Source organism: Streptomyces sp. Root1310, from assembly GCF_001426425.1.
GTDB lineage: Bacteria > Actinomycetota > Actinomycetes > Streptomycetales > Streptomycetaceae > Streptomyces.
Genome location: NZ_LMEQ01000030.1, coordinates 640,097 through 654,657, shown reverse-complemented (window position 1 = coordinate 654,657; position 14,561 = coordinate 640,097). Strand labels below are relative to the sequence as shown.

General features: G+C 70.2%; 14 protein-coding genes and 1 pseudogene. 7 read left to right on the top strand and 8 right to left on the bottom strand.

Going from position 1 to position 14,561, the window contains the following annotated elements:
• Positions 1-248 precede the first annotated feature (248 nt).
• Positions 249-521: a hypothetical protein gene (locus ASD48_RS44485; protein ID WP_157880735.1), complete on the top strand. Its 273-nt coding sequence runs from the start codon at positions 249-251 to the stop codon at positions 519-521.
• 302 nt (positions 522-823) lie between these two features.
• Here ASD48_RS44485 and ASD48_RS30130 read toward each other — a convergent pair whose 3' ends face one another.
• A complete protein-coding gene (locus ASD48_RS30130; RefSeq protein ID WP_057604909.1) occupies positions 824-2,875 on the bottom strand; it encodes an AfsR/SARP family transcriptional regulator in 2,052 nt (683 codons plus the stop codon).
• 168 nt (positions 2,876-3,043) lie between these two features.
• On the opposite strand from ASD48_RS30130, the gene ASD48_RS30125 reads away from it, so the two are divergent.
• A complete protein-coding gene (locus ASD48_RS30125) occupies positions 3,044-3,925 on the top strand; it encodes an alpha/beta hydrolase (protein ID WP_057604908.1) in 882 nt (293 codons plus the stop codon).
• A 91-nt stretch (positions 3,926-4,016) separates the two neighbouring features.
• Here ASD48_RS30125 and ASD48_RS30120 read toward each other — a convergent pair whose 3' ends face one another.
• A complete protein-coding gene (locus tag ASD48_RS30120) occupies positions 4,017-4,643 on the bottom strand; it encodes a TetR/AcrR family transcriptional regulator (RefSeq protein ID WP_057605058.1) in 627 nt (208 codons plus the stop codon).
• A gap of 107 nt (positions 4,644-4,750) precedes the next feature.
• On the opposite strand from ASD48_RS30120, the gene ASD48_RS30115 reads away from it, so the two are divergent.
• The 3 genes and pseudogenes from ASD48_RS30115 (at position 4,751) to ASD48_RS43770 (ending at position 7,203) form a co-directional block, all read left to right on the top strand.
• Entirely contained in the window at positions 4,751-5,530 is a 780-nt protein-coding gene (locus tag ASD48_RS30115; RefSeq protein ID WP_057604907.1) for a glucose 1-dehydrogenase, read from the top strand.
• A gap of 39 nt (positions 5,531-5,569) precedes the next feature.
• Positions 5,570-5,980 (top strand): nitroreductase/quinone reductase family protein, encoded by a 411-nt coding sequence (locus tag ASD48_RS30110; protein WP_057604906.1) that lies wholly within the window; start codon positions 5,570-5,572, stop codon positions 5,978-5,980.
• A 400-nt stretch (positions 5,981-6,380) separates the two neighbouring features.
• Positions 6,381-7,203: pseudogene (locus ASD48_RS43770) on the top strand (IS5 family transposase).
• 9 nt (positions 7,204-7,212) lie between these two features.
• Here ASD48_RS43770 and ASD48_RS30100 read toward each other — a convergent pair.
• The 4 genes from ASD48_RS30100 to ASD48_RS30085 all read right to left on the bottom strand — a co-directional run bounded on the left by ASD48_RS30100 (position 7,213) and on the right by ASD48_RS30085 (position 11,196).
• Positions 7,213-7,740 (bottom strand): hypothetical protein, encoded by a 528-nt coding sequence (locus ASD48_RS30100; RefSeq protein WP_057604904.1) that lies wholly within the window; start codon positions 7,738-7,740, stop codon positions 7,213-7,215.
• A 999-nt stretch (positions 7,741-8,739) separates the two neighbouring features.
• Positions 8,740-9,728 (bottom strand): helix-turn-helix domain-containing protein (locus ASD48_RS30095; protein ID WP_348983240.1); only part of this gene is annotated, 989 nt, incomplete at its 3' end.
• Positions 9,729-10,021: 293 nt separating this feature from the next.
• On the bottom strand, positions 10,022-10,372 hold the full coding sequence (locus ASD48_RS30090; RefSeq protein WP_157880734.1) for a hypothetical protein: 351 nt from the start codon (positions 10,370-10,372) through the stop codon (positions 10,022-10,024).
• On the bottom strand, positions 10,369-11,196 hold the full coding sequence (locus ASD48_RS30085; RefSeq protein ID WP_057604902.1) for a helix-turn-helix transcriptional regulator: 828 nt from the start codon (positions 11,194-11,196) through the stop codon (positions 10,369-10,371). Before ASD48_RS30085 ends, ASD48_RS30090 begins: the two co-directional genes overlap by 4 nt.
• A gap of 111 nt (positions 11,197-11,307) precedes the next feature.
• Between ASD48_RS30085 and ASD48_RS30080 the strand changes: the two genes are divergently transcribed.
• Positions 11,308-12,084, top strand: a complete 777-nt coding sequence (locus ASD48_RS30080; protein WP_057604901.1) for an alpha/beta hydrolase — start codon at positions 11,308-11,310, stop codon at positions 12,082-12,084.
• 522 nt (positions 12,085-12,606) lie between these two features.
• Here ASD48_RS30080 and ASD48_RS30075 read toward each other — a convergent pair.
• Positions 12,607-13,515, bottom strand: coding sequence for an NAD(P)-binding domain-containing protein (locus ASD48_RS30075; RefSeq protein WP_057604900.1), 909 nt, complete (start codon positions 13,513-13,515; stop codon positions 12,607-12,609).
• Positions 13,516-13,598: 83 nt separating this feature from the next.
• Here ASD48_RS30075 and ASD48_RS30070 point away from each other — a divergent pair, with 83 nt between their 5' ends.
• Positions 13,599-13,970, top strand: coding sequence for a helix-turn-helix domain-containing protein (locus ASD48_RS30070; protein WP_057605057.1), 372 nt, complete (start codon positions 13,599-13,601; stop codon positions 13,968-13,970).
• A 192-nt stretch (positions 13,971-14,162) separates the two neighbouring features.
• Here the strand turns inward: ASD48_RS30070 and ASD48_RS30065 are convergent, their stop codons facing one another.
• Positions 14,163-14,525: a hypothetical protein gene (locus tag ASD48_RS30065; RefSeq protein ID WP_057604899.1), complete on the bottom strand. Its 363-nt coding sequence runs from the start codon at positions 14,523-14,525 to the stop codon at positions 14,163-14,165.
• Positions 14,526-14,561 lie beyond the last annotated feature (36 nt).

Genomic DNA, 14,561 nt, shown 5'->3' with positions numbered 1-14,561 from the left:
GTCGGACCACCGTCGCCCCGGTTCCCGACGCGCTGCCGGAAGCCGCGCTCAGCGTGCGCTACTCACGCACCAGACCGGCCAGCACGGAGCGGCTGCACCCCAATCTGAGACCGTGGCGGCAGCGGATCGCCAGCAGCGTGGCCCCCCGGGCAGGGATGCTTGTGGAGCTGCCCCCCCCCCCCCCCCCCCCCCCCCCCCCCCCCTTCTTCGTCCAGCCGTTCACCCCCGGACTGCGCGCCGGTCTCGACTTGGCAGCCGCGACGCCGACCCAGGAACTGGCGGACGAAATCGCCCTCCTGCCCCGCCACACCCGCGACAGACCCCGGTTACGGGAACTTGCCGACGGCACCAGCACAGGCCGAAATCTCTTTGCCAACGACACGCTGCGCTACTTCGACTCCTCCCTCACAGCCCTGTGGCCGCAGATGCAGGCCGCCGCTGCCGCCGAACGGGCACTGCCCGCCGAGACCCTGCTGAGCGGCGGCGTCGACGCCATGCTGGCCACCCTCGTCCCCGGCTGACGCTGGCAGCTCCCGACCTTGCACATCCCCTTGAGGGAGCCGTGCGTCAGCACGGCGGTCGTGTGGCAGGCCCGGCGGGCGGCCCGGGAGAAGGGGCAGCAGGTGGCCCATCGCCGGGGTACAGGAGAACAGGATGCGCATAGTGCCTCGAAGGATGGTGGGGGCCACGCCGAAGTCCGGCGGGCTCAGCCATCATCTGCGGCAGCCGTGATCACCCAGCCGCCGCACAATGCCCGAGGCGTGCTCGAAAGCGCTCGGTGCTGTCCGGTGGAGCCCGCCTCCCGCGAGCGCCGGGGCCGCGCTCACTCCTCGCCGTCGGCGTCCCGCCCGGTGGCGGAGGCGTGCGCCTCCTCGATTGCCGCGTCGGCGGCGGCCAGATGACGCATGACCGGGCCGAAGGAGACCAGGCCGCTGCCCGCGCCGGCGTACTCGGCTTCGGCCTGGGCGAGTTCCCCACGGGCGCGGCGCAGTACCGGCAGGTGCCCCGCGGACGCGGCGGCTCGGGCGAGTACGCACCACAGAGCCTCCTGGAGCAGGTCGTGCGGGGGCCGGGGGACAGTCCCGAGTGCCTGCCGGGCCCGCTCGGTGTCGCCGGAGGCGGCCAGCAGCAGCGGGTCGAGCCAGGGTCGGTACGGACCCGGGTCCAAGCCGGCGAAGTCGCCGGGATCGGGCAGGGTGTCACCCCGCATGACGGGAACCAGCGCGACGAGGGCAGCGGCTCCCCGGGTGAGGCCGGGCATTCCGCAGTCGGCCGTCTCCGCCAGGACCCGCGCGTACCGGGGGCGGGCGGCCTCCCAGCCGTCCGTCTCGCAGAGGCGCAAGGCCCGGTACCAGGCGGTGAAGACGCCGGCGAGCGGCCGCTCGTTGCGGTCCGCGAGCCGGTCGATCTCCCTGGCCTCGGCGTCCGCTTCCGTAAAGTGGCTGAGTCCGGCGAGGGCCTGGAGGCGGACGATACGACCCAACACCTCGTGCCCGGGGAGCTGGTGGTCGACGGCCAGCCGGGTCAGTTCGGTGCCGAGGGCGTCTCGGCGGGCGGCCGAGCCGCAGTCGGCGAACGACTGCATGAAGGCGCCGTTGAGGGCGAACGCCAGGAGCGCCGGGTCGCCCAAGCGCCGGGCGGTCCGGACAGCTTCCTCGGCAGCGCGTTCGGCACGCAGCCGCCACGGTTCGGTGGCGGGCGCGTCAAAGGCCCGGGGAAGCGGGGCGTCGGCGGCGGCGTCGCCCCGGGACTCGACCGCCACGACGGACAGCAGTCGGGCCCGCAGCGCGGGCGGGCCCTCCGGGCCGAGCCGGGCGGCGGCGCGGGCGGCGGCCCGCGACAGTTCGCCGGCGCCTTCGGGATCGTCGGCGCGGGTCCACACCGCCGGGACGTCGTAGGAGCCGATGATCCGGGCGGCCAGTTCCGGGTCGCCGGTCGTCTCGGCCGCCGAGACCAGATCGCGCCGGTGCCGGTGGGCTTCCTCGAGGCCGTCGGGGCCGGTCACCGCGAGGTCGCGGAGGAGGCCGGCGGTGGCGTGCAGCCGGGCCCGGGACCGGGCGGGCACCGAACGGTTCCAGGAGGCCGCCGCCCGGTCCCAGACGCTGTCGGCCGTCCCGGCCGGTTCGGCCGGGGAGTCCCCCGCCGCACTGAGGATGCGTGCCTCGGTCCGTGCCAGGGCGCCCCTGCCTCCGCTCAGGGCGTCACGGGCCTGGGCCAGTGCCCGCAGTGCCTCGCCGCGCCGCCCGGCGCGGTCCAGCGCGGTGGCCAGCAGCACCCAGCCGTCCTCCCGGCCGGGGTGCTCGGCGACATGGGCGCGCAGGTCAGCCACGGCGTCCCGGGCGGCGCCGGTCGCCAGCAGGACGTCGGCGCGCCGCTCCACCGCGTCGAGGCGCAGCGCCTCCAGCCGGGCGCGTTCCGCGGCGGCCCACGCAGCGTCGGGGAAGTCGGCCAGCACCGGCCCCCGCCAGCAGGCGAGCGCCTCGTCCCACAGGGCGACCGCCGCGTGCGGCGGCGCCTCGGCGGCTCGCGCGGCGGTGTCCTCGAACCGCCAGGCGTCGACCGTCTCCCGGCCGGCCCGCAGGGCGTACCCGGGACCGTCGGTGACCAGCAGACGGGACGGCTGCCGGGGCGGGCGCCCGGGTTCCAGCGCACGCCGCAGCGCCGCCACGAAGGTGCGGACCGCGCCCACCGCGCCCGCCGGGGCCTCGTCCTCCCACAGATCGGCCACCAGCCGACCGACCGGGACCACCCGGCCCCGGGCGATCAGCAGCCGCCCGAGGACCTCCCGGTGCCGGGGCGCGCCCAGCGGCAGCGGTGCCCCGCCGCCGGTGTCCCAGGCGGCGACCGGTCCCAGCAGTCCGAACTCCACACCCACGGCAGGGTCCTTTCGCGGGCGAGGCGGCGCCGTCGCCGGGGGGTGCCGCGTGTCCACTCATCGATCGCTGATCCGGGGCCCGCAACCTGGGTGACGTCCCCGGACGGCCCGGACCACCGAGGTTGGAGGTCCGGAACGTCCACTCTGCCACGAAGCCCAGGAGTCACCGTGACAACCCCGAGCATCCCCGGATTCACCGAGCACCGCGTGACCGTCGACGACGGCGTCACCCTGAAGGCCGCCGTCGGCGGCACCGGCACGCCGGTCGTCCTGCTGCACGGATTCCCGCAGACCCACCTGATGTGGCGGCACGTCGCCGCTGACCTCTGCGCCGACCACACCGTCATCTGCCTCGACCTGCGCGGCTACGGCGTCAGCGACAAGCCCGCCGAGACCGGACCCGACGTCTACTCCAAGCGGACCATGGCCCGCGACGTCGTACGCCTCGCCGCCGCTCTCGGCCACGACCGCTTCACCCTGGCCGGCCACGACCGTGGCGCCCTGGTCGCCTTCCGCGCCGCGATGGACCACCCGGAGGCCGTCGCCCGCGCCCTCTTCCTCGATGTCCTGCCCACTCTCGACATGTGGGACGCGCTGCACGGCGTCAACGCCGCCGTCGGCTTCCACCTCTACCTGATGGCCCAGGCCCCCGGACTGCCCGAGGAGATGATCCAGGGCGCCGCCGACACCTTCTTCGGGTACTTCCTCGACGCCTGGACCAAGGACCCGGACGCCCTCCCCGCCGACGTCCGCGCCCACTACCTCGCCGCCTCCGCGGCCGCCGTGCCCTCGATCGTCGCCGACTACCGCGCCTCGGCCGGAGTCGACGTCGACCACGACACCGCCGACAAGGACGCGGGCAACAAGCTGGCCATGCCCGTCACCGTCCTCCAGCAGGACTGGGGCGCCGCCCTCGGCTACCACGCCCAGGGCCTCTGGAGCGCCTGGACCGACGACCTCCGCCACCAGACCGTCTCCTGCGGACACTTCATGGCCGAGGAGGACCCCAAGCTGATCGCCGATGAGATCCGCGCCCTCGCCGACCGCTGAGCCGGCTGCCCCGCACGGCGCTCCTCTCCCGTTCGTCACCCGAGGCCGGGACGGAGGGAGAGGGGCGGCAGGGTGCGCGGGGTGCGCCGCCTCAGGAGGAGGCGGCGTACCTGGCCGCCATCATCAGGACGGCCTCGTCGACGACCGACTCGACGGCCGCGCCGTCCGGAGCCCAGCGGGGCAGGAGCAGACGGGGCCAGAAGACGTAGTTGGAGATCATGCCGAGGAACTGGGTGGCCGCCAGCTCCGGATCGTCCAGTACGACGGTGCCGGCGTCCCGCTCCGCCTCGAGGTAGCGGCGCACCGAATCGAAGTACGGCATCTTGCCGCGGTGGAACTGCGACTCGGCCAGTTCCGGGAAGCGCGGCAGCTCGGCGATGACGATCCGGAAGAGGTCGGCCATGCCGGGACGGGTGAGCAGGGCGACGTAGCGCCGGCCGATCCGGGCGAGGCCTGCCCGGAGGTCGCCCGGCGGTGGGGTGTCCTCGTCCCCGTCGCCCGCCTGCCAGGACACGGTGACGATCGCGTCGAACAGCGCCGCCTTGGTCGGGAACTGCTTGAACAGGGTCGCCTTCGACACCCCCGCCGCCTCGGCGATCTTCGCCAGCGACGTCCGGTCGTATCCGGAGTCCAGGAACAGGCGAGTGGCCGCGCGCAGGATCGCGGCCCGCTTCTCCTCGGCGACGCGCTGGTGGTAGGCCGACGGCTCGGTGGTCATGAACACCATCCTAGGCGAGGTGAGTCACTTGACTCACCTCGCCTCGCGCCCGTACGGTCAATGACGAGGTGAGTCGCTCGACTCGCCACCTGGAAAGGAACCATCCCATGCAACGCTTCGACCACCACACCGTGCTCGTCACCGGCGGCACCGGCGGCCAGGGAGCCAGCCACGTCCGCGCCTACCACGCCGAGGGCGCCGACGTCGTGATCGCCGACATCGACGAGGACCAGGGCCGGGCGCTCGCCGCCGAACTCGGCGCCCGCGCGCTGTACGTCCGCCTCGACGTCACCGACGAGAGCTCCTGGAGCGCCGCCGTCCAGGCCGCCGAGGAGCACTTCGGCCCCCTCTCCGTCCTCGTGAACAACGCCGGGGTGCAGAACCCCGCCGCCCCGATCGAGACCACCGACCGCCGGGTCTGGGACCGCGTCCTCGGCATCAACCTCACCGGCGCCTTCCTTGGCATCAAGGCGGCGGCCCCCTCGCTGCGCCGGAACGGCGGCGGCGTCATCGTCAACATCGCGTCCACCTCCGGCGTGGGCGGCACCGCGATGTACGCCCCCTACGTGGCGAGTAAGTGGGCTGTCCGCGGCCTCACCAAGACCGCCGCCCTGGAACTGGGCCGCGACCACATCCGCGTCAACGCCATCCACCCCGGCGTCATCGCCACCCCGTTCATCACCGAGCCCGCCGCCGGCAGCGACGCCCCGATCTCCGACTTCTACTCGGCCGAGCCGTTCGCCATCCCCCGTCTGGGCGAGCCCGCCGACATCACCCGGGCCCTGCTGTTCCTCACCTCCGACGAGGCGTCCTTCGCCACCGGCTCGGAGTTCGTCATCGACGGCGGCCTCTTGCTCGGCCCCGCCCTCAAGCACGAAGCCGCCTGACCGCGCCCCACCATCCGACCACCAGGGAAAGGAGCCCTCATGGACGCGGCGGTACGTGCGGCCATCGAGATCACCCCAGCCGCGGGCACCCGCGAGCGGATCATCGACATCACCACAACCGGCCGCCGGACCGGAAACCCCCGGCGAATCGAGATCTTCTTCTACCGTGCCGCCGGCGAGACCTACCTCTGCAGCGGTACTTCCGGCCGTCCGACGAGTTGGTACGCCAACCTCCTGGCCCACCCGGACTTCATCTTCCACCTGAAGCACGGCATCCGGGCCGACCTTCCGGCCCGCGCCATCCCCGTCACCGACGAGGAGGAACGGCGCCGCGTCCTGGTCGAGATCGTCGCCGACCTCAACCAGCCCCACAACCCCGGCACCATCACCCAGCCCACCCACCTGCGGGACTGGCTGGACAGCAGACTGGCCCGCGTCACCTTCCCCTGACGGCCTCCCTGCCGACATTGGCTAGTACTCCAGTTGCAGTTCGCTGTCTCTGCTGGTCAGAGGCTCCTTGTCGAGTCCATTCGGCTACCGTGGCGTCAGATGCCGGAAGTTCGTAACCTCCACCGTGGCGGCGACGGTAGTGGCAGCGTCGTGCGGTTGCCTGGTGGCGGCGCCGCCACCAGGACCAGCTCAGCGCGTGATCGGCTTTGCGCCGGTGTGTCGGTGGGGGACGGTGAACTGCCATGAGCCGCCGGACTTCTGCCACGGCGAGCGCCGGAACCTCAGACCGACCTTCCGCTGTGGGCGCCGCCAGAAGTCACTGGGCACGGCACGGTCGGTGGTGTGTCGGGTGCGGCCTTTAGACCGTGTCCTGCATGGTCAGTTGGCCGTTGTGCTGGGCATGGGGAGTGGGCCCTGGGGATGGATCGTTCCGGACGGCTTGTGGGAGATCGCGAAGCCGCTGCTGCCGTCGGCCCGCCTGCGGCCGCAGGGTGGCGGGGTCGCGAACATCGATGGGATGAGGCGGTGTTCGCCGCGATCATCTACGTGCTCGTCAGCGGTTGCGCCTGGCGGGCCTTGCCACCGTGCTTCGGAGTGTCGAAGTCGACTGTGCATCGCCGCTTCGCCATCTGGTCCCGCGCCGGAGTCTGGGGCCGGCTGCATCAGAAGGTTCGCCAGCTTCTAGCTTCGGACGGCCAGGAGCTCATCGATCTGTCCCGTGCAGTCCTCGACTCAGCTCATGTCCGGGCTAAACAGGGGGCGAACACACAGGTCCGAGCCCCGTGGACCGAGGTAAGCCCGGTTCCAAGATGCATGTCCTGTCCGACGCGAACGGACTGCCTCTACGCGTCGGACTCTCCGCAGCCAACACCCACGACAGTCAGGCACTGAAGCCGATGCTGTCCCATTTCCACATAGGACACGCATCCCACGCGACTGATTCAAAGCCCCAACGCCTGCATGCCGACAAGGCGTACGACATTCCCCACCTGCGCCGATGGCTATGGGGCAAGCACATCGGCGTCCGGATCGCCCGCAAGGGAGTCGAGTCCAACGAACGACTCGGCCGCCGAAGGTGGGTCATCGAACGCACCATGTCCTGGCTGACCGGCTACCGCCGCCTCAACCACCGCTACGAGCGGAAACCAGGCAACTACCTGGCCTTTCTCGGACTGGCAGCCGCCCTCTGCTGCTACAAACAGCTCCGGAAACTGACCATGTAGGACACGGTCTTATTCCCCGTAAGGGGTCGATTCGAATGCTTTGAAGCAGACCACCCGGCCCGCATTGCAGATCTCGGCGTCCATCGGGATGCTCTCCCTCTCAGGGAACTCGTACGTCAGGAACGTCATCGTCCTGCCCGAGGGAAACTTCACCGTGGCTTCCTGCACCGGAGTTGCGTGCTCAGGCGTACCGCCGGTGTAGGAGAAGGGCCCGCTGGTGTTCTCGACGACGCTGACGGTGAGCTGCATCTGGGGTGGTTCCGCGAGATCGCCGAGGCCCTGCGGAAGTGTGTTGCCCACATGCACGTAGCCCGAGGGCTTCCGCTTCGCCGCAAGCCCGAAGCACTGACGGTGCGATGTCTGCTCCCTGATCGACACGAGGCAGTACGTGTTGGCGTCTGGCATCCAGGCGACGTTACCCGTGCCCACCGGCCGTTCGCGCCGCAGAACCGCCACCTCGGACGTCGCCGGGACGGCCTCACCCGCGGGGAACACCGCCGCGCTGCTGTAGGCCTGGACAAGCTTCGCGTCGTTCACCGTGATCGCGGCCGCGCCCTGTGGTGTGGCAGGACCGGACTCCGGCGGTTCAGGAGCATCAGAGGAAGCAGACGAAGACGGAGTGGAGGAGGAAGGGGAACCGGGGCGAGGCTCGGCCTGCGTGCACCCCGTCGCCAAGGCCAGCAGTATGCCGATACTCAGCAGAAGTCCGCGCTTCATTGCCCACCCCCCGGTTGGGGAGATCATGCCACAACCTCTGCGACGCGGCGTCAACTGCCGTGCCGATGTCCCCACCAGCAGCCCGTCGCATGGGGAGGCAGCCCCGCAACCCCCGACAGGAGGTCGGGCAGGAGGTCCGCGCGGCCGACGGACGGGTGCGGCCGATGACCGGGCCAGGCGGGAAGGGAAACGGTGGCCCCCTCCCCAGCCTCCCCTCCCCCACGCAGGACCGGAGATGGCCCGGGGGCACGGAGCGGGCGGGCTGTCTGGCCTGATGCCTCTCAGAGCAGGTGTATGAGTCGCGGGGCGCGGGTGCGGGCCCGGAGCAGGCGGCACGAGGTGGCGGCCCGCGGCTGCCGGGCAGGGCGCGCGGCGCGGTGAGCCGGCGGCACGGGTGGACGGCGGCCGGCCTGGTCCCGGCAGGCCCCATGGGCGGCGTTCGGCGGGTCGGGAGAAGGCCAAAGGCCAGTGTCCGGCGGCAGACCGGCCCGGACGGCCGCCGGCAACTGGGGGCCATGCCGGTCTGGTTGCCGGACCCGGTTGGCGGCGGAGCCTGCCCGGGCTCGGTGTCGGCGTCTGAACCGCTCCGGGTCTGACGGGGGCTCGATTCCCTGAGCGAATCGAGTCGCGGCACGTCCGTCCCACGCCGGCTTGGGGCGACATTCGTCGGGGCAGCATCTGCGCTCTTGTCGGACAGGGCCTCAAGCCGGTAGTCGCTGGGAGCGAGACCGTAGGCGGAGCGGAAGGCTCGAGTGAAGTCGGCCGCGCGAGGGAAGTTCCAGCGGGCGGCGACGGCGTGGATCGGCATGCTGCCTGCCNCCTGCGCGGCGCTGCTCACGCCCGTCGCCCCCTGCGCTCTTGTCGGACAGGGCCTCAAGCCGGTAGTCGCTGGGAGCGAGACCGTAGGCGGAGCGGAAGGCTCGAGTGAAGTCGGCCGCGCGAGGGAAGTTCCAGCGGGCGGCGACGGCGTGGATCGGCATGCTGCCCAGGGCCGGATCAGCCAAATCACGGCGGGCGCCCTCCAGACGCTGGCCGCGTATCCAGGCCGCGACCGTCTCACCAGGCATCTGCTGTTGGAAGATGCGGTGCAGGTAGCTGACGGAGATGTGGTGCGCGGCAGCGATCGCRGAGGGCGTCRGTTCGGGATCGTGAAGGTTCTGCCGGACGAACGCCCGGATTCGTTCTGCGAGCACCTGCTGGCGCGTCTCTGGCGAGAGGACGGCCTCCGCGTCGAGGAGTTGGCAGATCCACGCTGYTACCAGGTCGACCACGACCTTGCCCATGCGGGGCGCGTCGGAAGGCTGGAGGTGCTCGGACTGACGGTTCAGTCCGAGGAGGAAGGCCGCGAGGAGGGAACCGACTCCCTCGTGCACCGGCATCCGTCTGTTCAGCAACTCCCGTACCCGCTGCGGCGGCAGCGGCAGCATCACCTTCGGGATGTCCACGCCGATTCCTCTGACGATCCGGCGTTCCCGGTCGTCCAGCGGCCGGAAGTCGTAGGGGCGTGAGCTGTCGGCCAGATGCAGGTCATGGGGACCGAACTCGGTGCTCCGCCCGGCATGGTCGAGAACCATTCCCTCATCGAGCATCAGCGTCAGGTGGTACAGCTCGCGGTCGCCACGGCGCACCATTTTTGGGCTTCGCAGGAACCGCGTAGGCAGGAACGCCGTCTGCATCACGGTGGTCGGCCCCAGCTTCAACAACGTGAGCTCTCCACGGAAGTCGGCGGAGTGGGCGCTGATGAAGTCGTTCGAGCGCGTTCGGGCAATCAGTTCGCGCCAGTGGTCGAACCGGTCCGCCGCAGGCATGTGCTCGCCCCGGAACACCGTCCCGATCATCCAGCCTCCACTGCCACCAGACCGGAAACTCTCGTCGTCACTTATAGCATGCACCACGCGAAGCGGGGTGGTTGCCCGACCAGCCCACAGCTCGGGCAGCGGTGTGGGACCGGGAGACGCTGGACGATCTTGTCGGCGGTGCACGCGGACCTGGAGGCGTCATTCACCCGAGTCCACCTGTTTGAAGGGGCGGAGGGTGTACGGGCAGGAGCGGACGCAGTCCTGCAGCTGCACTGTGAGACCTACTTCCCCACACCGCTGACTTAGATGCCCTGACAAAGGAGCATTGCGCTGGTGAGGCGATCGGTCGAGTCAGGAACGCCCGTGTGCGCGGCTGAGTTCGTGGTAGCCGCGAAAGTCGAGAAGCGCAGGCCGTCGATCACTGTTCCAGACAGGATTTCCGGCAGGGTCCAGGGGTGGGGGGTGTAGTCGTCCGTTGCCACGCCTCCATGCTCAAGCAGCAGCGTGATCATCTGGTGAACCTCTGCGGTGCCGTCGATCCGCCCGTAGATGTCGATCCGCACCGCCCAGGTGGGGTGATGTCCGATGGCCGCTTCGACACTCCGGCCCTTGAGGGTGTCACCCTGAGATGGAACACCCAGTCCCTTCCTCACTCGCCGGCCATCGTCGCCTGCCACACGCCCGGGCGTTTGCCTGTGGCCCTGTGGAAGAACACCGAGAAGTTGGATGCGTCGGGGAAACCGAGCATGTCGGCGCAGCGGGCGGCGGTATGGCGGTCATGTGCGAGGAGCCGTTTGGCTTCCAGGATGATCCGTTCGACGATGTACGCCTTCGCAGTACGGCCGGTGGCCTGCTGCACCGCTCGTGAGAGGGTGCGGGGCGCATATCCCAGCGTACGGGCGTAGTAGCCGGCGTCGTGGTGTTGCCGGAAGTGCGCCTCGACGCTGGAGCGGAACAACCGGAACACCGGATGGGTGAGCGGTGCTTCGGCGTGCGGTGGGTGCAGCCGGGTGACGAGCGCGGAGAGCAGGATCTCGGGCAGCTCCGCCGAGGAGTCGCTGGGTGGGGCAGACGCTTCGAGGAGGAGATGGCTGCGTGCGGTGTCGACGAACGGCCAGTCGGCGTCGGGGATGCTCCAGTGCGTGGCCGGGTCCGGAACGGCGACGAGTTCCCGGGTGGCCTGGGTGACCGGCGCGGTCGGCACGAACAACACGAGGTGGCCTACCACTTCTGCGATGTCGTCCCACCGGTGCACCGCGCCGGGTGGAATCCACACCGCGGACCGATCTTGGAGCGGGTGGCGGTGGAAATCGACCGTGACGGAGCCGAATCCGGCGTCGATGACGGCGAGGATGTGGAAGTCGGCGCGCTGGGTGCCCCCGTCGTTCAGCTCGCGGAGGCGGCCGAACGTCATCGTCTCGACTGCGGCGGCGCGGCGCCCCGCGGGCTGGTAGGTCATCTGCCGGATCGCGCTCACGTGTCCATTTTTCACCATCGGGTGACCAGTCACACCGATGCCCCGTCCGGGCGCAGAAGTTTCAATGAACATACAGGGCGATCGCCCAGAGAACCGATCGGGAGAGCCATCGTGAACACGACGCAGCAGACGCTTCTGCCCATTTACGACCATCGGCCGGGGGCCGGTCCGACCCTGGTGTTCCTGCACTACTGGGGTGGTTCCGCCCGCACCTGGGACCTCGTCATCGAACGCCTGGCGGGCCGCGACGTGCTCACGGTCGACTTCCGCGGGTGGAGCCGGTCGATGGCTCTGCCTGGTCCCTACACGCTCGCTCAACTCGCCGACGACACGGTGGCCGTGCTCGCCGATGCCGGAGTCACGGACTACGTCCTGGTGGGGCATTCCATGGGGGGCAAGGTCGCACAGCTGGTCGCGGCCACCCGCCCCGTCGGCCTGCGCGGCATCGTTCTCGTCGGGTCCGGCCCGGCGAAGCCCGCCGCACACATCACCCCCGAGTACCAGGAAGGCCTGTCGCACGCCTACGACTCCGCCGAGTCCGTCGCCGGGGCACGGGACCACGTCCTCACCGCGACCGACCTGCCCGCGCCGGTCAAGGCGCAGATCGTGACGGATTCGCGGGCCTTCACCGACGCCGCCCGAACCGAGTGGCCGCTGCGCGGCATCGCGCAGGACATCACCGAGTACACGCGCATGGTCAGCGTGCCCGCTCTCGTCGTCGCCGGAGAGCACGACCAGGTGGAGCCCGTCGGCGTGCTCCGCCACAACCTGGTGCCCTACCTCTCCCAAGCCGACTTCGTGGTGGTCCCCCACGCCGGCCACCTGATCCCTCTGGAAGCCCCGGCCGACCTCGTCGACGCCCTCACGGCATTCGCGCCGACAGCCTGACGGTCCCCGCACCCGACGATGGGCTGTTCCCCTGATCACCCGCCCTGCTGCTCGACAGGGAGACCGGCCCGGCCGAGCATCACCACCCCGGCCACACCTTCTGGATGAGCTCGTGCCCGACAGCGCGGATCCGCAACTCGACCGCACTGCCAGGACGACGCCCAGCTCTGATAGAGCTGACATTCTGTGCCGCAGGCTTCCACGTCGCAGCGGGCGGACACCCCTCGTGGAGCGCTGCGGATGTATGGGCGGCTCGTGATCTCGCCGGACCGGCCATGCCTCGCTGGTCAGCCCGTGAGCCGGCGAAGCCGCTCTGGCCGGGCCCGGTTCACGGCATGCCCCAGCCCGCGCAGACCAGGCGGGCCACTTCACGGAGTTTGACCACAGCGTTCTGAGGTGCGGGCCGAGCCGCGCTCCCGTTACCGGGTCGGGTGCCGGGTCACACTCCGCCGAAGGCCCGAGCAGGCGGTGACGTCTCGGTGAAGTCGCGGGCGGGAGTGGGCCCGGCGGGCCGGGGTACGGTCAGCGCGGCCTCCGGATGCTGTCGATGATGCGGGTCCAGTTGTCGCTGCCGTGTCCATTCTCGATCGCGCGCCGGTAGTGGGCCTGTACTGCCAGAGGGAGGGCGAGGTCCAGGCCGAGTGATGTGCTGGTCTCGACGATGTGGTCGGCCGTCGCCCCCATCATGGTGACCGTGCTGAGGTCGCCTGGATGTTCCCCGGCATCCAGCGCGGCTCCGGGGGTGTCCTCGCCGGCCCTGAGAATGGCTCCGATCGAGTCGGCGGAAGAAAGCAGCTCCGGCAGTGTTTCCCTGGCCTTCATTCCTGCGGTGCCCAGCATCGCGGTGGCGTGCATCAGTGCGGACAAGGTGGTGAGGAACACCGCGAGTTGGGCTTGGTACATCAACTGGGCGAGGCCCGGATCCTCGCCCAGATATTTCGGTGTGCCGAGCGGCGCCAGCACCGCCCGATGGTTTTCCCACACCTGGTCGGGGCCGCTGTAGTAGATGTGGGCCGCCTCGGTGCCGACCATCGGCGCCGGGACCATGACACCACCCGTGAGGAAGGCTGCGCCGTGGCCCGCCGCCCACGTTGCCGCCTTGCGGGTGCGGTCGGGCGTGTCCGAGCTCAGGTTGACCAACGTTCGGCCGGCGAGTGATGCGGTGGCGCTGTCGAGGATGTCGTACATCGCCTGGTAGTCGGTGAGGCTGAGGAGCACGAGATCACTCGCTTCGACGGCTTCGCCCGGTGTAGCGGCGAACTTCGCTCCGTCAGCGACGACGCCGTCGGCCCGGGCAGCGGTGCGGTTCCAGACGGTGACCGGGTGGCCGACGGCGAGAAGGGTGCGGGTCATCGCCTGACCCATCGGACCAAGCCCGATCACGGTAACGGCGCTGTTCTGGCTGGTGGTGAGGTTCTGTCGTTCGTTCACCCCTCCATGCTCGGAGAGCACCACTATTCTCGGAAGTACCCACTATTTTCTGCGGTACTTACCTTTCAGTAAGGGGGGTGGCCATGGCCAAAGCACCGAGAAGCGGTCCTTACATATGCGGGATCGACGCTGCGCTCGACGTGGTGAGCGGCAAGTGGAAGGGGCTGATCCTCTGGGAACTCGACGCCCATGACGTACGCCGCTTCGCCGAGCTTCGTCGCAGTATGCCGGGAGTGAGCGAGAAGATGCTCACGCAGCACCTGCGTGAGATGGAGGAGGACAATCTCGTACACCGAGAGGTCTTTGCGGAGGTGCCGCCACGGGTGGAGTACTCCCTGACCGAGCACGGGCGCACGCTGAATCAAGCACTCGGGCCGCTCGGCACCTGGGGAGGTGAACGGATGCGCCGCGAAGGCTACGACGTGGTGGAGGCAGCGGAGACCTCACACGGCTGAGTACCCCGGCCACCCACGGTGTGCCTGGGCGCTGCTCCTGAGGGCTGAATGCTGCGCGGCACGAAGCCAGGTCTAGCGTCCACGGCGTCCTCGTCGCAGCATCGCTCGACTGGGCTTCGTGGTGTCTTGCCGAGCCGAGACATCTGGCTCCTGGCTGCTGGCTGCTGGCTGCTGGCTGCTGGGAGTCCGAGATCAGGAGCGAGGCCGGAGCCAGCGACGCGCGGCAGCCAGTGTCACCTCGATGTCGTCGCTCCAGGAACAGACTTCCAGCCACGCCAGGTAGCCGCCCTGCGTGAAGGCCAGGACTTCGCCGGGGTACTCATCGGCTTCGGTGACAAGTTGTGCTTCGGCCGCAACGACAACGCCGCCTCCGGTGGGCGCGGGCTCGACCTCGTCGGGGTCGAGTTCGAAGTAGGCGGTACCGCAGCCGCATGTGCAGCGCGCCCGCACACTGAGGTGCGGAATCTGCCGTCGCAGCACGGCATGAACGGGACTGTCCTTGCTCAGGACTGCCGCAAGCACGTCGGCCACGTCGGCAGGCAGGCTGTCGGTCATCTCGTCACCGTATCTGACCAGGGACGCTCGACTCGG